26 protein-coding genes are annotated in these 24,033 nt (G+C 64.0%); 16 read left to right on the forward strand and 10 right to left on the reverse strand.

The features are described 5' to 3' along the window. Positions 1 to 18 precede the first annotated feature (18 nt). The 7 genes from lpxD to NHH73_14285 are packed head-to-tail and all read left to right on the forward strand — an operon-like array spanning position 19 to position 6,267. Positions 19 to 1,074, forward strand: coding sequence for a UDP-3-O-(3-hydroxymyristoyl)glucosamine N-acyltransferase (lpxD, locus tag NHH73_14255; GenBank protein ID USX29375.1), 1,056 nt, complete (start codon positions 19 to 21; stop codon positions 1,072 to 1,074). 2 nt (positions 1,075 to 1,076) lie between these two features. Beyond that, positions 1,077 to 1,586 carry a 3-hydroxyacyl-ACP dehydratase FabZ gene (gene fabZ, locus NHH73_14260; protein USX29376.1) on the forward strand — a complete coding sequence of 170 codons (510 nt, stop codon included), beginning with the start codon at positions 1,077 to 1,079 and terminating at the stop codon, positions 1,584 to 1,586. A gap of 2 nt (positions 1,587 to 1,588) precedes the next feature. Next, a complete protein-coding gene (gene lpxA / locus NHH73_14265) occupies positions 1,589 to 2,380 on the forward strand; it encodes an acyl-ACP--UDP-N-acetylglucosamine O-acyltransferase (protein USX29377.1) in 792 nt (263 codons plus the stop codon). 1 nt (position 2,381) lies between these two features. Beyond that, complete coding sequence (gene lpxB / locus NHH73_14270) at positions 2,382 to 3,542, forward strand: lipid-A-disaccharide synthase (protein USX29628.1); 1,161 nt, start codon at positions 2,382 to 2,384, stop codon at positions 3,540 to 3,542. A gap of 9 nt (positions 3,543 to 3,551) precedes the next feature. Continuing rightward, positions 3,552 to 4,265, forward strand: coding sequence for a ribonuclease HII (gene rnhB, locus NHH73_14275; protein ID USX29378.1), 714 nt, complete (start codon positions 3,552 to 3,554; stop codon positions 4,263 to 4,265). Next, the gene (locus NHH73_14280; GenBank protein ID USX29379.1) at positions 4,262 to 5,047 is read left to right on the forward strand and encodes an RNA methyltransferase; all 786 of its coding nucleotides are present in this window, start codon (positions 4,262 to 4,264) and stop codon (positions 5,045 to 5,047) included. Before rnhB ends, NHH73_14280 begins: the two co-directional genes overlap by 4 nt. Before the next feature lie 20 nt (positions 5,048 to 5,067). Further along, positions 5,068 to 6,267 carry an EAL domain-containing response regulator gene (locus NHH73_14285; protein USX29380.1) on the forward strand — a complete coding sequence of 400 codons (1,200 nt, stop codon included), beginning with the start codon at positions 5,068 to 5,070 and terminating at the stop codon, positions 6,265 to 6,267. Positions 6,268 to 6,272: 5 nt separating this feature from the next. Here the strand turns inward: NHH73_14285 and NHH73_14290 are convergent, their stop codons facing one another. Further along, positions 6,273 to 7,247 carry an endo-1,4-beta-xylanase gene (locus tag NHH73_14290; GenBank protein USX29381.1) on the reverse strand — a complete coding sequence of 325 codons (975 nt, stop codon included), beginning with the start codon at positions 7,245 to 7,247 and terminating at the stop codon, positions 6,273 to 6,275. Between the two features lie 76 nt (positions 7,248 to 7,323). Beyond that, on the reverse strand, positions 7,324 to 8,172 hold the full coding sequence (locus NHH73_14295; protein USX29382.1) for a kinase/pyrophosphorylase: 849 nt from the start codon (positions 8,170 to 8,172) through the stop codon (positions 7,324 to 7,326). A 174-nt stretch (positions 8,173 to 8,346) separates the two neighbouring features. On the opposite strand from NHH73_14295, the gene ppsA reads away from it, so the two are divergent. The 4 genes from ppsA (at position 8,347) to NHH73_14315 (ending at position 12,783) form a co-directional block, all read left to right on the forward strand. Continuing rightward, positions 8,347 to 10,776, forward strand: coding sequence for a phosphoenolpyruvate synthase (gene ppsA, locus NHH73_14300; protein USX29383.1), 2,430 nt, complete (start codon positions 8,347 to 8,349; stop codon positions 10,774 to 10,776). 174 nt (positions 10,777 to 10,950) lie between these two features. Next, complete coding sequence (locus tag NHH73_14305) at positions 10,951 to 11,382, forward strand: NfeD family protein (protein ID USX29384.1); 432 nt, start codon at positions 10,951 to 10,953, stop codon at positions 11,380 to 11,382. 23 nt (positions 11,383 to 11,405) lie between these two features. Further along, positions 11,406 to 12,356, forward strand: coding sequence for a paraslipin (locus NHH73_14310; GenBank protein USX29385.1), 951 nt, complete (start codon positions 11,406 to 11,408; stop codon positions 12,354 to 12,356). A 7-nt stretch (positions 12,357 to 12,363) separates the two neighbouring features. Continuing rightward, a complete protein-coding gene (locus NHH73_14315; GenBank protein ID USX29386.1) occupies positions 12,364 to 12,783 on the forward strand; it encodes a DUF4259 domain-containing protein in 420 nt (139 codons plus the stop codon). A 10-nt stretch (positions 12,784 to 12,793) separates the two neighbouring features. On the opposite strand, the gene NHH73_14320 is transcribed toward NHH73_14315, so the two are convergent. Genes NHH73_14320 through NHH73_14335 form a run of 4 tightly spaced genes read right to left on the reverse strand, consistent with a single transcriptional unit; the run spans position 12,794 to position 16,333 of the window. Then, positions 12,794 to 13,498 carry a TorF family putative porin gene (locus NHH73_14320; GenBank protein ID USX29387.1) on the reverse strand — a complete coding sequence of 235 codons (705 nt, stop codon included), beginning with the start codon at positions 13,496 to 13,498 and terminating at the stop codon, positions 12,794 to 12,796. Further along, on the reverse strand, positions 13,495 to 14,997 hold the full coding sequence (locus tag NHH73_14325) for a S8 family serine peptidase (GenBank protein ID USX29388.1): 1,503 nt from the start codon (positions 14,995 to 14,997) through the stop codon (positions 13,495 to 13,497). The genes NHH73_14320 and NHH73_14325 overlap by 4 nt, the downstream gene beginning before the upstream one ends. Next, positions 14,994 to 15,752: a zf-HC2 domain-containing protein gene (locus tag NHH73_14330; protein ID USX29389.1), complete on the reverse strand. Its 759-nt coding sequence runs from the start codon at positions 15,750 to 15,752 to the stop codon at positions 14,994 to 14,996. Before NHH73_14330 ends, NHH73_14325 begins: the two co-directional genes overlap by 4 nt. Continuing rightward, positions 15,749 to 16,333: a sigma-70 family RNA polymerase sigma factor gene (locus NHH73_14335; protein ID USX29390.1), complete on the reverse strand. Its 585-nt coding sequence runs from the start codon at positions 16,331 to 16,333 to the stop codon at positions 15,749 to 15,751. Before NHH73_14335 ends, NHH73_14330 begins: the two co-directional genes overlap by 4 nt. A gap of 147 nt (positions 16,334 to 16,480) precedes the next feature. Between NHH73_14335 and NHH73_14340 the strand changes: the two genes are divergently transcribed. Further along, positions 16,481 to 17,308: an NAD-dependent protein deacetylase gene (locus NHH73_14340; GenBank protein USX29391.1), complete on the forward strand. Its 828-nt coding sequence runs from the start codon at positions 16,481 to 16,483 to the stop codon at positions 17,306 to 17,308. Positions 17,309 to 17,320: 12 nt separating this feature from the next. Here NHH73_14340 and NHH73_14345 read toward each other — a convergent pair whose 3' ends face one another. The 3 genes from NHH73_14345 to smpB all read right to left on the reverse strand — a co-directional run bounded on the left by NHH73_14345 (position 17,321) and on the right by smpB (position 19,196). Then, positions 17,321 to 17,875 carry a FlgO family outer membrane protein gene (locus tag NHH73_14345; GenBank protein ID USX29392.1) on the reverse strand — a complete coding sequence of 185 codons (555 nt, stop codon included), beginning with the start codon at positions 17,873 to 17,875 and terminating at the stop codon, positions 17,321 to 17,323. Continuing rightward, the gene (locus NHH73_14350) at positions 17,875 to 18,546 is read right to left on the reverse strand and encodes a hypothetical protein (protein ID USX29393.1); all 672 of its coding nucleotides are present in this window, start codon (positions 18,544 to 18,546) and stop codon (positions 17,875 to 17,877) included. Before NHH73_14350 ends, NHH73_14345 begins: the two co-directional genes overlap by 1 nt. Positions 18,547 to 18,746: 200 nt before the next feature. Next, a complete protein-coding gene (gene smpB, locus NHH73_14355; GenBank protein USX29394.1) occupies positions 18,747 to 19,196 on the reverse strand; it encodes an SsrA-binding protein SmpB in 450 nt (149 codons plus the stop codon). 99 nt (positions 19,197 to 19,295) lie between these two features. Between smpB and NHH73_14360 the strand changes: the two genes are divergently transcribed. From NHH73_14360 to NHH73_14375, 4 genes are all read left to right on the forward strand, one after another. Continuing rightward, complete coding sequence (locus tag NHH73_14360; protein USX29395.1) at positions 19,296 to 19,730, forward strand: type II toxin-antitoxin system RatA family toxin; 435 nt, start codon at positions 19,296 to 19,298, stop codon at positions 19,728 to 19,730. Continuing rightward, positions 19,720 to 20,004, forward strand: coding sequence for an RnfH family protein (locus NHH73_14365; protein USX29396.1), 285 nt, complete (start codon positions 19,720 to 19,722; stop codon positions 20,002 to 20,004). The genes NHH73_14360 and NHH73_14365 overlap by 11 nt, the downstream gene beginning before the upstream one ends. A 170-nt stretch (positions 20,005 to 20,174) precedes the next feature. Further along, positions 20,175 to 20,849 carry a hypothetical protein gene (locus NHH73_14370; protein ID USX29397.1) on the forward strand — a complete coding sequence of 225 codons (675 nt, stop codon included), beginning with the start codon at positions 20,175 to 20,177 and terminating at the stop codon, positions 20,847 to 20,849. An 18-nt stretch (positions 20,850 to 20,867) separates the two neighbouring features. After that, entirely contained in the window at positions 20,868 to 21,698 is an 831-nt protein-coding gene (locus tag NHH73_14375; GenBank protein ID USX29398.1) for a hypothetical protein, read from the forward strand. A 65-nt stretch (positions 21,699 to 21,763) separates the two neighbouring features. On the opposite strand, the gene NHH73_14380 is transcribed toward NHH73_14375, so the two are convergent. Continuing rightward, entirely contained in the window at positions 21,764 to 24,028 is a 2,265-nt protein-coding gene (locus NHH73_14380) for a glycoside hydrolase family 3 C-terminal domain-containing protein (protein USX29399.1), read from the reverse strand. Positions 24,029 to 24,033: the final 5 nt, after the last annotated feature.

Consider the following 24,033-nt stretch of genomic DNA (forward strand, 5'->3'; position numbering starts at 1 on the left):
ACAAGATTGGATACCCCGATGGGCACTCGACTGGGAGAATTGGTCGAACGCTTCGGCGGGCAGTTGATGGGTGACGCGAACCTGGAAGTGTCCGGGATCGCGCCATTGACCGACGCCGGCGTTTCGCACATCAGCTTTCTGAGCAACAGCAAACTGCGCGCACAGGCGCTGCAGACGGCGGCGGCGGCATTGATCGTCTCGCCCGCCGATGACGAATTCATCGCCGCCGGCTACACCGGCGCGCGCATCGTCACCCCCAACCCGTATGTATATTTCGCCAAGGCGGCGCAGTATTTCCACTCGCTGACGGCCATCGTGCCGCCGGCGGGCATCCACCCGACCGCCTTCATCGGCGAGGGCGCGCAGATCGCCGCCACCGCCCACATCGGACCGAAGGTGGTGGTGGAGCCGGGCGCCGTCATCGGCGAGCACGCCGTCATCGACGCCGGCTGCTACATCGGACGCGAAGCGGTGATCGGCGAGGGCACGCACTTCTTCGCCAACGTCACCTTCCACGCCTACTGCCAGATCGGCGCGCGCGGCATCATCCACTCGGGCGCCGTGATCGGCACCGACGGTTTCGGCTTCGCCAACGAGAAGGGCGTCTACATCAAGATCCCGCAGACCGGCCGCGTGATGATCGGCGACGACGTCGACATCGGCGCCAACACCACGGTCGACCGCGGCGCATTGGCCGACACGGTGATCGAGGACGGCGTCAAGCTCGACAACCTGATCCAGATCGCCCACAACTGCCATATCGGCGCGCACACGGCGATGGCCGGCTGCGTCGGCATGGCCGGCAGCACCACGGTGGGCAAGTACTGCACCTTCGGCGGCGCCGCCATGATCAACGGCCATATCACCATCGCCGACCACGTGAACGTCGGTCCGTCGACGATGATCCCGCGCTCGCTGACGGAACCAGGCACCTACATCGGCTACTACCCGATGTCGCGCCCGGCCGAATGGGAAAAGTCGGCCGTCATCGTGCGTAACCTGTCGGCCATGCGCGACAAGGTGCGGGCGCTGGAAAAAACAATTAAAACACTGACGAATCAAGAAGAGAAATAATTATGACCACCACTCCGGAAACCACCGAATCGTCCTGCACCAAAAAGTGCCTGGATATTCACGCGATCAAACAGTACCTGCCGCACCGTTATCCGATGCTGCTGGTCGACCGCGTGCTGGATTGGGAGGCCAACAAGCGCATCACGGCGATCAAGAACGTCACCGTCAACGAGGAATTCTTCAACGGCCACTTCCCGCACAAGCCGGTCATGCCGGGTGTGCTGATGATCGAGGCGATGGCGCAAACGGCGGCCATCCTGTCGTTCCTGTCGATCGGCGTCAAGCCGGACGAGAACTCGGTGGTCTACTTCGTCGGCATCGACAACGCGCGCTTCAAGCGTCCGGTCGAACCGGGCGACCAGCTGGTGATGAACGTCGAGATCCTGCGCCACGCGCGCGGCATCTGGAAGTACAAGGCCGTGGGCACGGTCGACGGCCAGCTCGCGCTCGAGGCGGAACTGATGTGCACCATCCGCAGCGCCGTCGACGCCAGCCAGCCTATGGGGAAGTAAGCATGTCGAAGATTCACGCCACCGCCATCGTCGATCCCAAAGCGGAACTCGACAGCAGCGTCGAAGTCGGGCCGTACTCGGTCATCGGTCCGAACGTGCGCATCGGTTCGGGCACGGTCGTCGGCCCGCACGTGGTCATCGAAGGCCACACCAGCATCGGCAGCGACAACAAGTTTTTCCAGTTCTCGTCGATCGGCGCCGCGCCGCAGGACAAGAAGTGGTCGGGCGAACCGACCCGCCTGACCATCGGCGACCGCAACACCATCCGCGAATTCTGCACCTTCAACACCGGCACGGTGCAGGACAAGGGCGTCACCTCGCTCGGCAACGACAACTGGATTTCCGCCTACGTGCACCTGGCGCACGACTGCCAGGTCGGCAGCAACACGATCTTCTCGAACAACGCGCAGATCGCCGGCCACGTCGAAATCGGCGACTGGGTGATCATGAGCGGCTTTGCCAACGTCCACCAGTTCTGCAAGATCGGCGCGCACGCCTTCGTCGGCATGAGCACCTCGCTGACCCAGGACGTGCCGCCGTTCGTGCTGTTGAACGGTAACCCGGCGCAGGCGCACGGCGTCAATATCGAGGGTCTGAAGCGGCGCGGTTTCACGCGCGAGCAGATCAACGGCATCCGCACCGCGTACAAGCTGATTTACCGTTCCGGCTTGACCCTGGAAGAAGCCAAGGCGGCGCTGTTGGCGGAGGAAGAGGCGTCGCCGGCGGCGGTGGCCGAGCACATCCGGTCGATGCGCGAATTCCTCGGCGTCGCCAGCCGTGGCATCGTCCGCTGACATGACGCAGCCGGAACGACCGCCACTATCGCTGGCGGTTGTCGCCGGCGAGCCTTCGGGCGACGTGCTGGCCGCGCGCCTGTTATCGGGACTGCGCCCGCATCTGCCGGACGCGCGTTTCCACGGCATCGGCGGCGAGCAGATGATCGCGCAGGGTTTCGAATCGCACTACCCGCTGGACACGCTGACGGTGCGCGGCCTGCTGGCCGTGATCCCGCGCTACCCCGAGATCAAACGCATCCAGAACGAATTGCGCGACCGCCTGCTGGCCGAGCGGCCGGCGGCCTTCATCGGCGCCGACTATCCCGGTTTTAACCTGGGACTGGAGATGCAGCTCAAGGAGGCGGGCATTCCGACCATCCACTACATCGGGCCGCAGATCTGGGCCTGGCGCGGTGGCCGCATCAAGAAAATCATCAAGGCGGTGTCGCACATGCTGGTGGTCTTCCCGTTCGAGGAGGAGATCTACCGCAAGGCGGGAGTGCCGGTCAGCTATGTCGGCCATCCGCTGGCCGAGCTGATACCGATGGCGCCGGACGAAGCGGGCGCGCGCCGCGTTCTGGGCCTGCCGGAAGATGCCAACGTCGTGACCATCATGCCCGGCAGCCGCATGTCGGAATTGAAGTACAACACGGCGGCCTTCATCGGCGCCGCCAAGCTGCTCAAGGAGCGCGACCGCTCGTTGCGCTTCGTCGCGCCGATGGCGGGCGAACGCCAGCGCCGGTACTTCCTCGAACTGGTGGCGCAGGCCGGCCTGCAGGACGTGGAAGTGCAGCTGCTGGACGGCCAGTCGCACACCGCCATCGCCGCGGCCGACGCCGTGCTGGTGGCGTCGGGAACGGCGTCGCTGGAGGTGGCGCTGTTCAAGAAGCCGATGGTCATTGCATACAAGATGATGGCGGCCGAATACCAGATCCTGCGCCACTTCGGCTACCAGCCGTGGATCGGATTGCCGAACATCCTGGCGCGCGAATTCCTGGTGCCGGAAATGGTGCAGCATGAGGCCAGCCCGCAGGGGCTGGCCGACGCCATGTGGAAGCAACTGAGCGACGTGCCGCATCGCCTCAAGCTGGTGCAGCGCTTCAGCGACATGCATCACAGCCTGCTGCGCAACAGCGCGGTGGAGAGCGCGGCGGCCGTGCTCAAGGTCATTTCAAGATAGAGAATCAACGTGAAAAATCAACATCCCGGTCTGTTCGACGATCTGCCCGATTCGGCCGACGAGATCATTTGCGGCGTCGATGAAGCCGGCCGCGGCCCGCTGGCCGGGCCGGTGTTCGCCGCCGCCGTCATCCTCGACGTCTCGCGGCCCATCGTCGGCTTGCGCGACTCGAAAAAGCTGACCGAAGCCAAACGCGATTTGCTCGCGCCGCTGATCAAGGCGCAGGCGCTGGCCTGGGCCATCGCCGAGGCGTCGGAAGAGGAAATCGACAAGCTCAATATCCTGCAGGCGTCGATGCTGGCGATGCGGCGCGCGGTGGAGGCGCTGAAGACCGTGCCGACCTTGGCCCTGATCGACGGTAACCGCTGCCCGGTCATGAAAATCCAGAGCATCGCCGTCATCGGCGGCGACGACAAGGTGGACGCGATTTCGGCGGCGTCGATCCTGGCCAAGACAGCGCGCGACGCCGCGCTGGTTGCGCTGCACGCGCAGTATCCGCATTACTGCTTCGACCAGCACAAGGGCTACGGCACGGCGCTGCACATGGAGCGCCTGCGCGAGCACGGCGCCTCGCCGGTGCACCGCCGCTCGTTCGCGCCGGTGCGCGAGGTGCTGGAGCTGCACGCGATGCGCAATGGCGTCGTCGTCGAGACCGTGAAAGTGACGCAAACGGTGCAAACCGCGTACACCATGGACTTGCTGCCCGCCGGAGGTTTCGCATGAAGACCATCACCTCGCGCGGCAACGCGCAATACAAGGAACTGGTCAAGCTGGCCGGCAGTTCGCAGGCGCGGCGCAAGTCCGGGCGCACCTTGCTGGACGGCGTGCATTTGTGCCAGGCCTATTTGCAGCTGCGCGGCCTGCCGGAGCAGTGTATCGTCAGCGAGACCGCCTTGCAGAACCCCGAAGTGATGGACATCGTCGGCCAGCTCGAGGCGAAGCACGCGCACGTGCTGGCGCTGCCCGATGCGTTGTACAACGCCGTCAGCCAGGTAGAACACGGCGTCGGCGTGATGTTCTCGGTGCAGACGCCGGAGCGCGCCGTCACCGAGCCGCTGGCCGTATCGGCGGTGCTGCTCGATAACGTGCAAGACCCCGGCAACGTCGGCTCCATCCTGCGCAGCGCGGCGGCGGCTGGCATCAAACAAGTCTACTGCAGCGCCGGCACCGCGTTCTGCTGGTCGCCGAAAGTGCTGCGAGCGGCGATGGGGGCGCACTTCGTGCTCGATATATTCGAGAACGTCGACCTGGCCTCGTTGGTGTCCACGTCGAAGGTGACGTCGCTTGCGACCAGCGGCTACGCCACGCAGCGCCTGTACGACGTCGATCTGCGGCAGCCGGTCGCGTGGCTGTTCGGCCATGAGGGGCAGGGCGTGGCGGACGATCTGCTATCGATGGCGACGCACCAGGTGGTGATCCCGCATTTAGGCCAGGTGGAGTCGCTGAACGTCGCCGCATGCGCGGCGGTATGCTTTTTCGAACAAGTCAGGCAGAATCAACTGTAGAACGTTTGATCGGAGCCGTCATGGATATCGCGCAGTTGCACTTTCTTGTAGCGGAAGGGGATCAAGTACAACGACACGCGCTGGCCGATATCCTGGTTCACCTGGGCGTGGGCCGGATCACGCAGGCGCCCGACGGCTACACGGCACTGCGCCATTTCAGCGCCGGCATCACGCCTCCGGTTGATATCGCCATCCTCGACCTGGCGCTGCCGGGCATGGACGCGCTGGAGCTCATACGCCGGCTGGGTGAGGCGAAAAGCACGGCCGGCATCATCATCGTCGGCGCGCAAACCAACGCGGTGCTGTTCTCGGTCGAGACCATGGCCGACGCCTACGGTGTCAATGTTCTCGGCGCGATCGGCAAGCCGGTCATCGGCAGCCGCCTCGAAGCGCTGGTAGCCAACTATTTGCATCGCCCGGAACCCCACGCCGCCACCGCCAAGGTGCATCCGATGTCGTTCGCCGAAGTGGGCGCCGGATTGCAGGCGCGCGAATTCGATCCCCACTTCCAGCCCAAGATAGAACTGGAAACGGGGCAGGTCCAGGGCCTGGAAATGTTCGCGCGCTGGCGCCATCCGCTGCATGGCGTACTGGGGCCGGCATCGTTCATGCCGGCGCTGGAGCAGAACCGGCGCATCGACTTTCTTGACTGGAGCATGATCGAAAAGTCGGTCGGCGCCTGCCGCACCCTGCACGACCAAGGCATCCCGATCTCGTTTTCGATCAACGTCGATCAAAGCACGCTAGCGCACCCTCAATTCATGGAGCAGATCGCGGCGTGCCTTACGCGGCACAGCATCCTGCCCGACTACATCACCTTCGAGATGACCGAATCGTCGGTGCTGACCACCGACCCGCACTTCCTCGAGCGGCTGCTGCGGCTGCGGATGAAAGGCTTCGGCCTTGCCATCGACGATTACGGCACGGGGCGCAGCAATTTGCAGCTGCTGGCGCGCATCCCGTTCTCCGAACTGAAGATCGACCGCAGCTTCGTCGACGGCGCCTCCAAGAAGCAAGCGATAGGAACGGTGCTGCGCTCCTGCCTCGGCCTGGCGCGCAGCCTGGACCGGCGCTCGGTGGCAGTCGGCGTCGAAACCAAGCAGGACTGGGACTTCCTGCAAGGGCTGGGCTGCACCTACGCCCAAGGTTACTACATCGCCAAACCGATGCCGGTCGAAGAATTCCCCGCCTGGCTCGCCGACTGGCAGCACTTCTTCTAGAACGGCTATTTCGCGGCGTTGAGCATGCCGGTGAACGCCGGCTTGGGCTTTTGCTGGCGGTCGAACAGCAGCGGCGAGTCGTGGCGGCCTTCGTACTCGCCGTGATTGAGCCAGGTGTGGCTGTCGGAGATGCCCCACAGCGTCACCGCGCGCAGGTCGGGATGCGCCAGGAAGACCTTCATCAGCGCCGCATAGCGTTCGCCCTGCAATTGCAGCAGTTTTTCCTCGGTGTCCGACAGCGACTTGGCTTGATACCGGTACAAGCTCACATCCAGCTCGGTGACCTGGTTCTCCAGGCCTAACTGAGCGAAGCTGGTCAGCGATTTATCGATCGATTCCCCTGACGGGCTGAATACCGAAACGTGCATCTGATGCCCGACACCGTGCACCGGCACGCCTCGTTCGAGCAATCCCTTGACGATCCGTTCCAGGCACTGGCGCTTGGCCGGTTCCTCGGTCGAATAGTCATTGATATACAGCCGCGCCTTCGGATCGGCCGCATGGGCGTAGCGGAAGGCCTGCTCGATATACGCGTCACCTGTCGCGGCAAACCATTTGTCCTTGCGCAGGCAGTTGGGCTGCTTCTCGTCGATGACTTCATTGACCACATCCCAGGCGTACACCGCGCCTTTGTAGCGGCCGACGACCGTGTCGATATGCGACTTCAAACGCGCCAGCACCAGATCGCGCGACGCCGGTTTGCCTTCCCTGTCGGTCCACATCCATTCTGGCGTGCGCAGATGCCACAGCAGCGTGTGGCCGCGCATCGCCATGCCGCGTCCCTGCGCGTAGGCCACCAGCTTGTCGGCGGGCGCGAAATTGTATGCGCCTTCCTTGGGCTGGATATCGGCCGGCTTCATGACGTTTTCGGCGACGATGCTGTTGAAGTGCGCCGCCAGCAGCGGCGCTTCGGTGGACGTCAATTGCGACGGCTCGATGGCGGCGCCGATCGTCAGCCGGCCCGCGTAGGCTTTCGCCAAAGAGGGCGTCTCCTGCGCGGCCCCGTTTAAAACAACAGTCCCCAACAGCATGGTCAACGCGGCGCGGCCGATCATGTCAGTACTCCCGACGGTTAGGTTTGATCTCTTGCAGGATCGTGGTCGAAATCTCCTCGATCGACTTGGTGGTCGACGACAGCCAGCGGATGCCTTCGCGCTTCATCATCATTTCCGCCTCGTTGACCTCATAGCGGCAGTTCTCGATCGACGCGTACTTGCTGCCGGCGCGGCGTTCGTTGCGGATCTCGGCCAGGCGCTCCGGCGTGATCGTCAGGCCGAAAATCTTCGGCTTGAAGTCGTACAACGACGACGGCAGCTTGCCGCGCTCGAAATCGTCCGGGATCAGCGGATAGTTGGCCGCCTTGATCCCGTACTGCATGGCCAGATACAAACTGGTTGGCGTCTTGCCCGAGCGCGAAACGCCCACCAGGATCACGTCGGCCGAGGCCAGGTTCTTGTGCGATTGGCCGTCGTCGTGCGCCAGCGAGAAGTTGATCGCCTCGATGCGGTTTTTGTATTCTTCGCTGTCGACGATGTTATGCGAACGGCCGATGGTGTGCGTCGATTTGACATTCAATTCTTGTTCCAGCGGGGCAACAAAAGTCTGGAACAAGTCCATATACATGCCTTTGCAGGCGCGGATCACGTCCGACAACTGCGTCTGCACCAGGGTCGAAAAAATGATCGGACGTTGACCGTCGGTTGCAAAAGCCTCGTTGATCTTGCGCGCCGCGTCGTGCGCCTTGTCCAGGGTATCGATGAACGGCAGGCGCACCTGGCGGAAGCGCAGCTCGAACTGGGTCAGGACCGAGTGACCAAAAGTTTCAGCCGTGATGCCGGTGCCGTCCGAGACGAAGAACACGGTGCGGGCGGACGACGGCAGGGGAGGACGTTGTTCTTGTGTCATGTGATGTAAGCCTGTCAGGATTGTGAATCGTCAATTTGGGCCGCAAGCTGTAGAATGGACGCCATAGGTAAGATTGTGCTGCACGACGACCAGAATAACAAGAATGAAACACTGTACCGGGAAGGTACACGTCTGCGCACCGCCGCAAGATTTCTATCATCAAAAGGTGTCAATATGTCTAACGCAGCATTGAAGGAGCAAAATAACGAAGCGGTTTACGTCGCATCGTTCGAAAATTTGCGCATGACGGATGTCGAATCCGTCGGCGGCAAAAACGCCTCGCTGGGCGAAATGATCAGCCAACTGGCGGAAGCCGGTGTGCGTGTTCCGGGCGGCTTCGCCACCACGGCGCAGGCGTTCCGTGACTTCCTGTCGCATAGCGTCGACGGCGGCAAGCCGCTGGCCGAGCGCATCGCCGACCGCCTCGCCGATTTGAACATCGACGACGTGCGCTCGCTGGCGCAAGCGGGCGCCGAGATCCGTCAATGGATCGTCGAAACCCCGTTCCAGCCACGCCTGCAGCAGGAAATCGAGACCTTCTACGACAAACTGGTGGCCGATTCGAGCACCGAAATGTCGTTTGCCGTGCGTTCGTCGGCCACCGCCGAGGATTTGCCGGACGCCTCGTTCGCCGGCCAGCAGGAGACCTTCCTCAACGTCGTCGGCATCGACAATGTGCTCGACGCGATGAAGCACGTCTTCGCTTCGCTGTACAACGACCGCGCGATTTCGTACCGTGTCCACAAAGGCTTCACCCACGCCGAAGTGGCCTTGTCGGCCGGCGTGCAGCGCATGGTCCGTTCCGACCTGGGCGCGGCCGGCGTGATGTTCACCATCGATACCGAATCCGGCTTCAAGGACGTGGTCTTCGTCACCTCCAGCTATGGCCTGGGCGAGACGGTGGTGCAGGGCGCGGTCAATCCGGATGAATTCTACGTCCACAAACCGATGCTGGAAAAAGGCAAATCGCCGGTCATCCGCCGCAACATCGGCTCCAAGCTGCTGAAGATGGAGTTCACCAACGAAGCCAAGGCTGGCCGCTCGGTCAAGACCGTTGACGTTCCTGTCGAAATGCGCAACCGCTACTCGCTGAACGACACCGAAGTGGTGGAACTGGCCAAGTACGCCGTCATCATCGAGAACCACTACGGCCGTCCGATGGACATCGAGTGGGGCAAGGATGGCCGCGACGGCAAACTGTATATCCTGCAGGCGCGTCCTGAAACCGTTAAATCGCAGCAGAAGGCGACCGACGTGCAGCAGCGCTTCAAACTGAAATCGAGCGGCACCGTGCTGACCTCGGGCCGCGCGATCGGCCAGAAGATCGGCGCCGGTCCCGTGCGCGTGATCCACGACCCGGCCGACATGGAACGCGTGCAGCCGGGCGACGTGCTGGTGGCCGACATGACCGATCCTAATTGGGAACCGGTCATGAAGCGCGCCTCGGCGATCGTCACCAATCGCGGCGGCCGTACCTGCCACGCGGCGATCATCGCCCGCGAGCTGGGCGTGCCCGCGGTCGTCGGTTGCGGCGACGCCACCGAGATCCTGAAAGATGGCACCTTCGTCACCGTGTCCTGCGCCGAAGGCGACGAGGGCAAGATCTACGACGGCCTGCTGGAAACGGAAGTTTCCGAAGTGGCGCGCGGCGAACTGCCCAAGCTGTCGACCAAGATCATGCTCAACGTCGGCAATCCGCAGCTGGCGTTCGACTTCCAGTCGGTGCCGAACGCCGGCGTCGGCCTGGCGCGTCTGGAATTCATCATCAACAACAACATCGGCGTTCACCCGAAAGCGATTCTGGAATACCCGAACATCGATGCGGACCTGAAAAAAGCGGTGGAGTCGGTCGCGCGCGGCCACGCCTCGCCGAAGGCCTTCTACGTCGACAAGCTGGCCGAGGGTATCGCCACCATCGCCGCCGCGTTCTGGCCAAAACCGGTGATCGTGCGCCTGTCCGACTTCAAGTCGAACGAGTACAAAAAGCTGATCGGCGGTTCGCGCTACGAGCCGGACGAGGAAAATCCGATGCTGGGCTTCCGCGGCGCGGCGCGTTACCTGGCCGAGGACTTCGCCGGCGCGTTCGAAATGGAATGCCAGGCGATGAAGCGCGTGCGTAACGACATGGGCCTGACCAACGTCGAGATCATGGTGCCGTTCGTGCGTACGCTGGGCCAGGCCGAGAAGGTCGTCAACCTGCTGGCCAAGAACGGTTTGGTTCGCGGCGAAAACGAACTGCGTCTGATCATGATGTGCGAAGTGCCGTCCAACGCGATCCTCGCCGACCAGTTCCTGGAGCACTTCGACGGCTTCTCGATCGGTTCCAACGATCTGACCCAGCTGACCCTGGGCCTGGACCGCGACTCGGGCATGGCGCTGCTGGCGGCGGACTTCGACGAGCGCGATCCGGCCGTCAAAGCGCTGCTGTCGCTGGCGATCAAGGCGTGCCGCGCGCAGGGCAAATACATCGGCATTTGCGGCCAGGGTCCTTCCGACCATCCGGACTTCGCGGTCTGGCTGATGGAGCAGGGCATCGAGTCGATGTCGTTGAATCCGGACTCGGTGATCGACACGTGGCAGAAGCTGGCCGCGCTGCAGAAATAAGAATAAAGTTTGACGCAGGCTGAAAATGGTATAGACTGGAGTTGTCGAATTTAGTTGCAAAATACTCTATCAATACATTCTGTCCTGCTGCAAAAACCCTCGTGTCCCACTCCGGGAAGCGGGGGTTTTTGCATTTTTCAACCGTCTTTGATGTACGCACAGAAGGAGATCATCATGGCTGAGTGGAGTTACTGGCTCGTCGCCGCCGGCGCGGCCGTCATCGTGGAACTGTTCATCGGCACGTTCTATCTGCTGATGATCGCGATCGGCCTTGCCGCCGGCGCGCTGGTGGCGCTGTTGGGCCTTGGCGTGGCCGCGCAGACGCTGGTGGCAGCGCTGGTGGGCGTGGGCGCCACCGTCGCCCTGCGCCGCAGCCGTTTCGGCCGAACCGGCGGCCAGGTGCGCGCCGAGCGCGATCCCAACGTCAATATGGATATCGGCCAGACGGTCAATGTGCCGGCATGGCAGGATGGTTCGGCGCGCGTGATGTATCGCGGCGCCTTGTGGGACGTGGAGCTCGATCGCAGCGCGTCGGGTCCCAACCCCGCGCCGGGCCAATACAAAATATGCGAAGTGCGCGGCAGCCGGCTGATTGTGGCCGGCTAAGATTCATTCACTGGAGAGTTTAGATGGATATCAGTTTTGGTAACGTAAGCCTGGTCCTGTTTGTCCTGGCGTTGGTGTTCGTATTCAAGACCATCAATGTGGTGCCGCAGCAGCACGCGTGGGTGGTCGAGCGGCTTGGCAAATATCACGCGACGCTGGGGCCGGGCCTCAACATCGTGATCCCGTTCGTCGACCGCATCGCCTACAAGCATGTACTCAAGGAGATCCCGCTGGACGTGCCGCCGCAGGTCTGCATCACCAAGGACAACACGCAGTTGCAGGTGGACGGCATCCTGTACTTCCAGATCACCGACGCAATGCGCGCCTCCTACGGTTCGTCGAACTACATCGCCGCCATCACGCAGCTGGCGCAGACGACCTTGCGCTCGGTGATCGGCCGCATGGAGCTGGACAAGACCTTCGAGGAGCGTGACCACATCAACACCACGGTGGTCAACGCCATCGATGAATCGGCCGCCAACTGGGGCGTGAAGGTGCTGCGCTACGAGATCAAGGACCTGACGCCGCCGAAGGAGATCCTGCACGCGATGCAGGCGCAGATCACCGCCGAGCGTGAAAAGCGCGCACTGATCGCCGCTTCCGAAGGCCGCAAGCAGGAGCAGATCAACATCGCCAACGGCGAACGCGAAGCGCAGATCGCCCGCTCGGAAGGCGACAAGCAGGCCGCCATCAACCGCGCCGAGGGCCAGGCCGCCGCCATCGTCGCGCTGGCGGAAGCGAATGCGTCGGCGCTGCGCCAGGTCGGCGCGGCGATCCGCGAGCCGGGTGGCGAGGACGCGGTCAATCTGAAAGTGGCGGAGCAGTATGTCGGCGCTTTCAGTCAGCTTGCCAAAACCAATAATTCGATTATCATCCCGGCCAATTTGGGTGAGATGAGCGGCTTGATCGCGACCGCGATGCAAGTGGTGAAGACGCAGAAGGACGCGTCGCTGATCAAACCCGCCAAAGCATAAGGAGCGGATGATGGGTACATGGGCGGTGGACGCCTTCGGCAACGACTACGCGCAGGACTGGGCGCAGGATTTGCAGGAGATTAGTAATCTGGACGCGGTCGAAGACACGCTGAACACGGCGCTCGACACCGGCGCCGGCGAGCTGGAAGCGCCGTTCGCGGCGGAGGCGCTGGTGGCCATCGAAGTCCTCGCGCGGCTTCAGGGCAAGGGCGGCGCGGCCAGCGAGGACAGCGCAGCGGTGGACGAATGGGTCGAGGCGCGCAAGCCGAAAGCGCGCCGGCGCGCGGATCTGGAGGAGAAGGCCTTGCAGGCCATCGCCCGCATCCTGTCCGACCAATCGGAACTGCGCGAGCTGTGGGCCGAGAGCGAACATTACGAGGCATGGCGCGCGTCCGTCGAGGAATTGCGCGCGCGCGTGCAGCCCTGAAAGCGCCGCCTTAAAACGCGTAGGTCAGCCCAAGGCTCCAGGATCTGGGCGGGTGCACCGGATAAAGTGCATAGCGCCGGCCGTCATCCTGCACATATTCGCGGGCGATCTGCACCGTCCAGTTACCGAACGGGATGCCGACGCCAAGGCGCGCGTCGATGCGCGAGGACGTCGGAATGCCGGGCCAGTAGCCGCCGCTGATGTTATGCAGCACGCCCGCGTGGGCGATCAGGTTGAAGCGCGGATGCACCGGGTAGAAGGCGCTGACCTCCGCATACACGGTCTTCACCGGAAAGCCCAGGTACTTCGGCGAGTAATAGATCCGCGTGCTGCCGCGCTCGAAGCTCAAGCCGGCGTAGCATTCCGAGAAGTCGTTCTGGTGCGCCTGCGTGTAGGTGATGCGGCTGCAACCGGCCTCCCAGCTACCACCCGACTGCAGGCGTCGCGCATAGCCGGCGTAGCCTTGCAGCTTGTAGCCTTCGGCGTCGCCGATGGTCATGGCGCTGGCGAACCCGCCCAGATACCATCCCGCCACGCCGTCGATATTGACCGTGACCTGCGGCACGGCGTTGCCCTTGCCGGGGTTCTGTCCGCGATACCGGTACTCCGACTGCAGCGCCACGCTGCCGCTGATATCCATCTCCGCCTGCGCGCGCGCCGGCGGCGCCAGCGCGCAGAGGCAGGCGAGGGCGAAGGCCGCGCCGGGTAACGTCACTGGGTGGCGCCGCGCTGGGTCAGTTTGGCTGGGCAGCGGCAGCTGCAATGGTCGATAAGATGGGAGATGGTGGCGCATGCGTCAATATTAACAGCGTTCAACACTTCTGGCGGTTGCAGCATACGCCGCAACTGGGCGGGCGTGGCGCCCGGTTGCAACTCACCCAGCAGCGCCAGCATGCCGGAAACGTGGGCCGCCGCGTACGAGCTGCCGCTGACGAAGGACCAGCGCGCGCCCGGCGCGGTGGTCGGCACGTCGTTGCCCGGCGCGAATAGCGGCCGCTCCAGGCCGGCCGCCGCCGCCGTCTGCTCCATCAGCGCGGCCGCGCTCACCGGCGCGAAATTGCCGGATACCTTTACGCTCGGCTGCGAGGCCACGGCCAGCACGCCGCGATGACTGGCAGGGAAGGTCGGCGCGCTCGCCTGCGCGTCCACCGCCCCGACCACGCCGATGCCGCGCTGGAGCGCGACGTCCAGTAAACGGTCCAAAAGCCTGTCGGGCGGACCGGACAGGCTCAGGTTGATGACTTTGGCGCCGTTGAGGATCGCGTAGTTGAGCGCCTTGCTCAAGGTGAAGCTGTTGCAGCGGGTGCTTTGGTTGGGCAGTTGCCAACAGGCCCGCAAGCCCATCAATCTGGCCTTGGGCGCCACGCCGAGGATGCCGCCGTTGCCGCTGCGCGCCGCGATGATGCCGGCCACGGCGGTGCCGTGGATTTCCGGCGGCGGCTCGCCATTGTCGACGAAGTTGGCGTTGACCGCCAGTTGCCCCTGCAGATCCGGGTGGCTGCCGTCGATGCCGCTGTCGATCACCGCGACCCGGACTTCGCGGCCGGTGGTGTAGCGGTGCAGGTCGGAGACATGCCAGTAGCGCGCGGCTGGTTGCACCGGATACAGCACGTCGGCGGCGCCGGCCCCTGCGCCGGGCGGCAAACCTGCCACCGGCACGACCGGATTCGTCGATGCGGCCGGTGCGACCTGCGGCCCGGCGTTGCCGCCGGGAGCTCCGCGGGGCGCCTGTTCGGCCATGCCTTCGAACCTGGCCACCGGTTGCGCCCATTCAACCTGGGGATCGCGCGACAGCTGCTCGATGATCAGGCCGGCGTCGGCGTCGTCCTTGTAGCGCATCACGTAGCAATCGATGCCGAGCAGCGACATGGCCCAGCCTTCGACCACCGTCATGCCGTGCTGTTGCGCCAGCGCTTCGGCGCGGCGCCGGCGTCCGCCGCTGCCGCTGTCGTCCATGTAGCGGCCGCCGTAGGTGGCGTCCGGACGGTAGTGCGTGGCGGGCAGGCGCAGCATCACCAGCAGCTGGTTGGCGCCCGGATCATGGGCGCCGTCGTCGGCGGGCGGCAGGATGCGTTCGTCGCCCGCCGGCGGCGCGGCGCTGGCTGCGGGAGCGGCTGCTTGCGGCTCACCGGCGCGTGCCAGGACGGTGCCCGCCGCCGCCGGTGCCAGCACGGCGGCGAGCAAGGCGGCCAGCACGATGGCGCGCGCGTTCAAGGTGTGCCGCCGTCGTCGAGCGCCTCGGCCAATTTGACGGCAGGATCGGCGCGCAGCGCTTGCAGCGCGCGGTCGCGGTTTTCTTGCGGCACGCTGATCAGGTAAGCGTCGGTCACGGTCGGGCCGTCGACCACGCGCGCGCCTTGTGCTTGCAGGATGCGCCGCAGTTCGCGTTCGGTGGTGGTGGGCTGGAACATCACCACCAGGTTGCCGACCGGACTGGCGCCGATACTGTTGCCCAGCACGCGATACGCGGGCGGGGCCTCGTCCGGACGCGCCAGCAGCGCGACCAGGCCGATGATCAGCACCCATTGCGCGGCCACCGCCCAGCGCAGCCAGATCGGCTGGTTGGCCGCGCCCATGGCCCACCAGCGCCGCGGCACCACCGGCGCAGGCGCAGGCGCATCGGCCAGCGGCTTGGCATCGGCGGCTGGCGCGATCGTGGCACTGCCCGTCGGCGCCGGGTTGGCGCGCAGCGGGGCATCGTCAATCTCGTCCACCGGGCCCAGCGCGGGCAAGATCCGCGCCCACGCACGCTCCATGTCCACACCCGGCGGCAGGGCGGTGTCGGCGCTCCCTTGGTCCAGCATCTCGCGCTCCCATTGCAAATCCTGACGGCATTGCTCGCACGTGTGCAGATGCGCTTCCACGCGGTGCGCGTCGTCCGGTTCCAGTTGCGATGACGCATACCACGGCAGCAGCTCCTGCACCGCCTGGTGAGCCGGGACATCCAGTCTGAAGACTCGCCCGTTCATCGCCCGTTCTCTCTCTCGTTCCACAACAAATCCTTCAATCTGTGCCGCGCGTGAAACATCCGGGTTTTGACCGTGTTCACCGGACAATCGACCACTTCAGCGATGTCGCTGTAGGCCATCTCATGATAATAGGTTAGCACCATCACCGCGCGCTGTGCGGCGGGCAACTGATCCAACGCCTCGGCGACCGTGTTCTGCAGTTGCAGGCGGGTGATCGTCTGCTCCGGCTGGTTGCCGCTTTCATCCTCGTACAGCGACGCATCGGACTCCACCGGATCGTCGCTGCCGCGCAAGCCCTTGAGGGTCTTGCGGTAGGCGATGGCGAAAATCCATGTGGAAGGTTTGCAACTGCCGTCGAAGGTCTCGGCTTTTTGCCAGACCACCAACATGGTGTCGTTGACAATTTCCTCGATCAGTGTGGCATTGCGGGTCATCCTTCCGATAAAGCGCGACAGGCGCGAAAAATAACTTCGGTACAACTGTTCGAACGCGGCACGATCCCCGCCCGCTATCCTGCCCAGCAGGCACGCCTCGTTCGCATCCGGTAATGAGCCCGTCGACAGGCCCTGTGATTGACGCATCCGCCATCCTCCATTGTTTGCCGTAGATGCCGTTCCGCCGACAAATGGTTCTACTAAACAGTAAATATATATGCGCAACAAGCGGTAAGCGGCGATGCCGGGTCAAAACCTGTCCATCCCGCATGCTACCACCCGGATTCGGCTACCATGGCATTCATGAACCTGAACGCCCACATCGACCAGCTGCAAACGTTTTTACACCAGCACCGGCGCGTGCTGGTCCTGACCGGGGCCGGCCTCAGCACCGACTCCGGCATCCCCGACTACCGCGACAAGGATGGCGTCCGGCGCGGCCGCACGCCGATCCAGGGCCCGGATTTCCGCCGCGACGAAAGCGTGCGCCGCCGTTACTGGGCGCGCAGCATGGTCGGCTGGCCAACATTGGCGCAGGCCGCGCCCAACGTCGGCCACCGCGCGCTGGCCGCGCTGGAGGAGGCCGGCCGCATCGACGGCTTGATCACGCAAAACGTCGACGGCCTGCACCAGCGCGCCGGCAGCCGCAATGTGATCGAGCTGCACGGCAATATCCACGGTGTTGTCTGTCTGGACTGCCGGCGGGTCGTCGAACGCGCCGCGATCCAGACGGAGTTGCTGGAAGCGAATCCCGGCCTGTTCGCGGTCGACGCCGAGGTGCGGCCCGACGGCGACGCCGAGGTCGAGCTCCAGGCGTTGCAGCACTTCCATGTGCCGGTGTGCGCACATTGCGGCGGCACCCTGCAGCCGGATGTGATCTTCTTTGGGGATAATATTCCGGCAGAGCGCACCGCCAACGCGCTAGCCATGATGGAGCACGCCGACGCCTTGCTGGTGGTCGGTTCGTCGCTGATGGTATTTTCGGGCTACCGCTTTTGCAAGCTGGCGGCCGCTGCGGGCAAGCCCATCGCGGCGATCAACCTGGGCAAGACCCGCGCGGACGACCTGATCGGACTGAAGGTGGAGGCGGCCGCGGCGGACGTGCTGCCGCGCCTGGTGTAAGCTCGGGGCGAGTTAGTTCCGCTGCAACATCGAGCGGACGATGGCTTCCTTGGCCAGCACATAGTCCTGGCCGGCCAGCACCAGGTTGGAGTTCGGCTGGATCACCTTGACGTTGATGAACACCATGTCGCTGGTTTCCGCATAGGAACCGACCACGATCGCCTGGGCATTGTGCGCGGTGGCCACTTCGCCGATTTCGCGGGTGAGCATCAATTCGCCCTGATTGCGCTTCAAATAGACGTTGTTGCGCAGTTTCATCTCGATCATGCGCATGCCGCCCTGCGCCAGGCGGGTCGACACCTGCTCCGACACCAGCCGGCCCAAGGTCGTGGTCTGCTCCAGCGCGTCGATGTTGACGATGGTTGCCATGATCAGCGGCTTGTCGGCGGTCAGCTTGCCGCTGAGTTGATGCATCAGCGAATCGGCGGCCTTGTAGTTGGCGTCGATGAACTGGTTGGACGAGATCGTCGAATAATTGCCTTCCTCCTTGGTGGCGGTGGAAGAGCAGGCCGCCAGCAGCAACGGCAGCGCCAGCGCGGCGGCGCGGGCCAGGGATGTCATCAGCATTACATGTCTCCGCGTACTTTGAAGGTACGGGTCAATTTGGTGAGTTCGGCGTCCGGCTCGAGGACGCCGTACAGTTCGCGGTCGGAATCGGCCACGTAATAGGCCGACGTGGTGCGCGCCAGATAGCGGTACTGGTCGGACACGGACAGGGTGACGATGATCTCGGTCTTCGGCGTTTGGCCGGGGGCGAACTGGGCGTTATTGAGGTCGTACGGGTCCCAGCCGGCGTTGATCGCGTCCTCGTCGGACATCGGCGCCGGCGACAGCTCGGCCATCGACACGCCGCCGGGCAGGGCGGTGCGCTCGCCGATGGGACGGTATTGCGGACGGTGGGCGGCGAAGGTGACGGCCTGGATGTCCAGATCGATCTTGAGCGAACCGGCCGGCGTGCGCGTGACGACATAGCCGTCGTTCACCAGCGAGGTCGTCAGCTGGGTGACCAGCGCGCGCTGGAAGGCGTTGGAATCGGCGGGCTCGTTGATGAAGACCGGGCGGGGCGGGCTCTTTTTGAGCTGGGCCACCAGGCGTTTTTCGATGCTGTTCGACACCACGCCCCAATGGTAGGCCGCTTGCAGCTTGGCCTGCTTGGTGACGGGGAAGTTCGCGGCCAGCGGCGTGGGCGTGTAGCGCGCCGCACATCCTGACAGGACCAGTCCGGCTGCCAGAGCCATTGCAGTTTTCAGCGCCATTGTTGCCTCATCGTCAAAAGTCCACCGTTATCCGGGACCGCGAAAGGTGAGCGGCGGCCGCGAATGTAAAATCATCCAGCGTCCAGTTTAGCATGGATGTTTCCGATTAGAAATTCTGAAGGCGATAAAAAACCCGGTTAGGGACCGGGTTGTGTACGGAGCGCGCAACAGTTTTGGCGGTTTTAGCGGCTGTGGGTCTTCATCGCGGCCGCCACTTCGCGTTTGCCGTCGCGATCTTTCTCGGTGGCGCGCTTGTCGTGCATTTTTTTACCCTTGGCCAGGCCGATTTCACATTTGACCCTGCCGCCCTTGTAATGCAGGTTGAGCGGCACCAAGGTGTAGCCGGAGCGCTCGACCTTGCTGATCAGCTTGTCCATCTCCTGGCGGTGCAGCAGCAGCTTGCGGGTGCGCACGGCCTCCGGGCTGATGTGGGTCGACGCGGTGGGCAGGGCGCTGATGTGGGCGCCGAACAGGAACAGCTCGTCGCCACGGATGGTGACGTAGGCTTCCTTGATCTGCACGCGGGCGTCGCGGATCGCCTTCACTTCCCAGCCTTCGAGCACGATGCCCGCTTCGTAGCGGTCCTCGATGAAGTAGTCAAAAAAGGCTTTTTTGTTATCGGCTATGGTCATGGGGTTCGTAAATCAGCTGAAAACCCGTGCGGGTCGGTTAAACTACTGCTTCGCGTCAAAAAACGCGACTAATTCAACATCATAGCAAATGGTTAGCCAATGGCAGTAGTGCACAAATCAGTTTTCCTCGGTTACAGCGCCCAGCAGATGTTCGACCTGGTGGCCAACATCGATGACTATCCCAAGTTTCTGCCGTGGTGCAGCGGCGTCGAGATCCGCGAGCGCCGCGACAACGTGGTGGTGGCCAGCATCGGCATCAACTATCACGGCGTCAAGCAAAGCTTCACGACCTCCAACGAGAACACGGCGCCGACCGCCATCAAAATGAAGCTGGTCGACGGTCCTTTCAAGTGCCTCGACGGCGTGTGGACGTTCAAGGCGCTGCGCGAGGACGCCTGTAAAATCGAGCTCGACATGCGCTACGAATTCTCCGGCACCCTGCTGGACAAGCTGGTCGGGCCGGTGTTCGGCATGATCGCCAACAGCATGGTCGATTCCTTCTGCAAACGGGCGGAAACCGTCTATGGCGGCTGAACTGATCGACGTACAAGTGTGCTACGCCAGCGACGCGCTGCAGTTCCTGCGCGATTTACGGGTCCCTGTGGGCACCACGCTGGAGCAGGCCATCGCCGCCAGCGGCGTGCTGGCCGAGGTGCCGGCGATCGACCTCACCACGATGCAGGTCGGCATCTACGCCAAGAAGAAGCCGCTGGACACGGTGCTGCGAGAGCACGACCGCGTTGAAATCTACCGCCCGCTGATCGCCGATCCCAAGAACGCCCGCCGCCGCCGAAAGGCCGCCGCCTGACAGCCCGGGGTCAAGTCTGTCATTCGGACACGGCCTGGTCAGTTAGCAGTTCGGTGATGACAGAATTCGACGCTGTGCTTGCCCAAACGCCGTATGTCGGCGGCGCGGCAAGCCGCGACGCCGACTGGCATCAGCTACAATGTTGGCTCACTGTAAATACTGCGGAGCCAATGATCGAAACGCACACCGCACCACAAATCCTGCACCGGGCCGGCGTTGTGCTGCTGGTCGTCGGGGCAGTCGATATCGCCTACATGATCTGGTGCCTGTCCACCGGCGCCAGCTATTCCTACAGCATGACCATTCCCGCCGTGATCGCCGGCGTGCTGCTGATGCGCGGCAGTCTCAGGGCCGCCTCCGCGCTGATCTGGATCGCCGCCATCCTGCTGCCGATGGCCCTTGCCAGCGGCGCGATGTCGCTCATGCAGCCGCTCGACCTGACCTTGACCCAACTGCGCGTGGCGCCCGCCGCGCATTTCGGCGCGGCGCTGCCGCTGGTGATCTTCTGCGGCCTGCTGTATTGGCTGCTGCAACAGCTCGGCCGCCAGCCCGTGCAGGCGGCGATCCAGTCGTCGGGCCGCCGCAAGCCCGCCGTCAACGTCGCGCTCACCGTCGGTGTCGGGCTGGCGATGCTGGCGCTAACCGGCAAACAACTGAGCCACAACGGCGATTTGAGCCGCAAGGCGGAACAGCTGGCGCTGGAAAAGCACGGAGACCAGTTCCGCTACCATGCCACCAGCGTGACGCCGCGCGCCGACATGGAAGGCACCTTCGTCGAGGCCAAGGTGCAGGCCTGGCGCGCCGACCGCGTCGACACGGTCGACGTGTTCTGGAAAGAAAAATAACCAACCGCGAGGTACGCCTTGAATCAACCGGATTTCTCCCGTTACGACGAGGAACAGCTGCGCCAGGTGCGCAGCCGTATCGACGCCGACCGTTTTCCCGAGCGTATCGCGCAAATCGATGCGCGCCTGGCCGAATTGGCGAACGCGCCGCCGCAGCCACCTGCGGACGCTAAACGCCACGTCGCCGACCGCGCCAGCTATCTGCCGCCGATGCGCCGCGCGGGAATGCTATGGCTGGCGCTGGCCATCGCGACGCTCGGCTTCGGCTTCTGGAGCGCGCCGCCGGGGGCGGCACTTTCTCAATTGAATATTTCCGGGATTATCGTCGCCGCGTTCCTGATGGGCGGCAGCCTGCGCGTGGCGGTGGTGATGCGCTGGCTGATGTGGCTGGGCGTGGCGGCGGCGGTCATGATGGTGCCGCTGACCTTCAGCCAGCCGCTCGACCTGAGCCTGACCCAGCTGCGGCTGGCGCCGGCGCTGTATCTGGGCACCGTGTTGCTGACGGTGGCCCAGGCTGCCTTGATGATCTATTCGCTGCGCCTGCTGGGCGATCCCGCCATTCAAGCCGCGCGCGATCTGGAGGGCCGCCGACGCTTCGACATGCGCGTTCCGTTTGCGCTCGGCGTGGTGCTGGGCGCGGCCATGCTGTTTTTCCTCAACGGCCAACTATGGGGCGAGCGTGGCCGGCACGCGGAGCAGCTGGCGATGGCGCAGGGCGGGCCCGGCTACCGCTACCACGCCCACTATATCTTCATCAACTACAACCAGAACGGTGCGTTCGTGACGGCGAACGTCACCGCATGGAATGAACAGACTGTCGGCAACGTCGCGGTCAACTGGAAAGAGTAGAGCCGCGACGCCGCCGGCGCCGCTCGGTTTCCGCTGCTTGGCTGCCGCTACTTAGCTTCCGCTTATTAACGTCCGCTGATGTTCAGCGTACGCGCGTCCAGCTTGACCTTGACGGTGGCCGCAGGCTTGGCGCCCGCCGATTCGGCCAGGGTCACGATGTACTCGCCGCCGGCGATCTTCCAGGTCTTGCTGGCGCTGTCGTACATGGCCAGCAGGCGCGGATCGATCTTCACCTTGGCCTTGCCGCTGGCGCCGGCCTTCACCGCCACCTTGTCCCAGCCGCCCAGGCGCTTCGGCGCTTCCCAGCCGCCGGCCGCCGGCGACACATACACCTGGCCAACCGCCTTGCCGTCGCGCTTGCCGGTGTTCTGCACGCTGAAGCTGACGTCGATGCCGGCGCCGTCGGACGACTTGTTCGCGCTCAGGTCCGCATAGGCGAAGCTGGTGTACGACAGGCCGTAACCGAACGGGAACAGCGGCTTGTGGCCTTTCAGGTCGAACCACTTGTAGCCGACCGCCGCGCCTTCGATGTTGTAGTCGGTGGTGATCTTCTCGATGATGTTTTCATCCTTGGTCACCGCGTCGCCGTCCATCACCGGACGTGGCAACTGCGTCACCGAAGCCGGGAAGGTGGCCGGCAGGCGTCCCGACGGATTGACTTCGCCGGTCAGCACGCGCGCGATCGCCGCGCCGCCGCTGGTGCCCGGATACCAGGCTTCGACCACGGCGCCGACGTTGTTCAGCCACGGCATGACGACCGGGCCGCCGGTTTGCAGCACCACGACGGTCTTGGCGTTGGCCTTGGCCACGGCCGCGATCAGCGCGTCCTGCTTGTTCGGCAGGTTCAGGTCCGGCGCGTCGATGGCTTCGGCCATCCACTGGTTGCCGAACACGATGGCGACATCGCTCGCCGCCGCCAGCTTGGCGGCGGCGGCGGCGTCCTTGCCGTCGTTGTAGACGATTTTGGCGCCCGTGCGCGTGCTCAGTTCCTGCAGCGGCGACGAGCGGTGGTAGACCATCGGTCCTGGGAAGAAGGCCGGGCCTTCGTTGGCGACCGGCGACAGGCCGACCGGATAGACCTGGGCCGAGCCGCCGCCCGACAGAACGCCGACGTTGGCATGGCCACCGATGATGGCGATGGTGCGCACGTTGGCGCCCAGTGGCAGCAGGTCGTTGCTGTTCTTGAGCAGGACGATGGCTTCCTCGGCGTCCGATTGCGAGATCTTGCCGTTGGCGGCGAAGTCGATGCCCGCTTCGTCGGTGGTCGGCGTGACCACGGGATGCTCGATCAAGCCGTTGGCGAACATGGCGCGGGTGATGCGCTTGACCATGTCGTCCAGGCGCGCCTGCGGCACGTGGCCGTTGACCACCGCCTCCTTCAGCGCTTCGTTGAAGTAGGCCGATTTGTCGAACGGGTGGCCCGATTGCTGATCCAGTCCGTGCATCGCGGCCGGAACGGTGGAGTGGGTCGCGCCCCAGTCGGACATGACATAGCCCTTGAAGCCCCAGTCCTGCTTCAGCACCTGGTTCAGCAGGTAGTCGCTCTCGCAGGCGTAGGAACCGTTGACGCGGTTGTACGCGCACATCACGGAACCCGGATCGCCGCGCTCCATGGCGATCTGCAACGCCAGCAGGTCCGACATGCGGCCGGCGGTGTCGTCGATCTTGACGTTGATGTTATTGCGGTTGGTTTCCTGGTCGTTGAAGGCGAAGTGCTTCAAGGTCGAGACCATGTGGTTCGACTGGATGCCGCGAATCTGCTCGCCGACCATGACGCCGGCCAGCAGCGGATCTTCGCCGCCGTATTCGAAGTTACGGCCGTTGCGAGGCTCGCGCAGCAGGTTGACGCCACCGGCGAGCATGATGTTGAAGCCCGTCTTGCGCGCCTCGCTGCCGATCATCGCGCCGCCGGCGAACGCCAGTTCCGGATTCCAGGTGGCCGTGGTGGCCAGGCCGGAGGGCAGGGAAGTGCGCTGGTAGGGTTTTTTGGATGCGGCCTGGGTGGCGACGCCGACGCCGGCGTCGGCCTGCCATTGCGGCGGCAGGCCCAGACGCTCGATGCCCGGAATGAAGCCGGCCGAATCCTTGCGGCCTTCCTTTGGCGCGATGTGTTTTTTGGACTCGAAATCGGTGGAGAAGTAGCCGAACACGGTCTGGATTTTTTCATCCAGCGTCATCGCCTTGACCAGCTGCTCGGCGCGCGCGTCGGGCGTCAGCTTTTTGTCGAGCCATGGACGCTTGGCGTCGGCGGCATGGGCCGCTCCGCTTAACGTGGAAGACAGCATGAGGGGATAAACCAGTGCCAGTGACAGCCAGAGACGCTTCTTCATACGAT

The organism is Oxalobacteraceae bacterium OTU3CINTB1 (assembly GCA_024123955.1).
Taxonomy (GTDB): Bacteria; Pseudomonadota; Gammaproteobacteria; order Burkholderiales; family Burkholderiaceae_D; genus Rugamonas.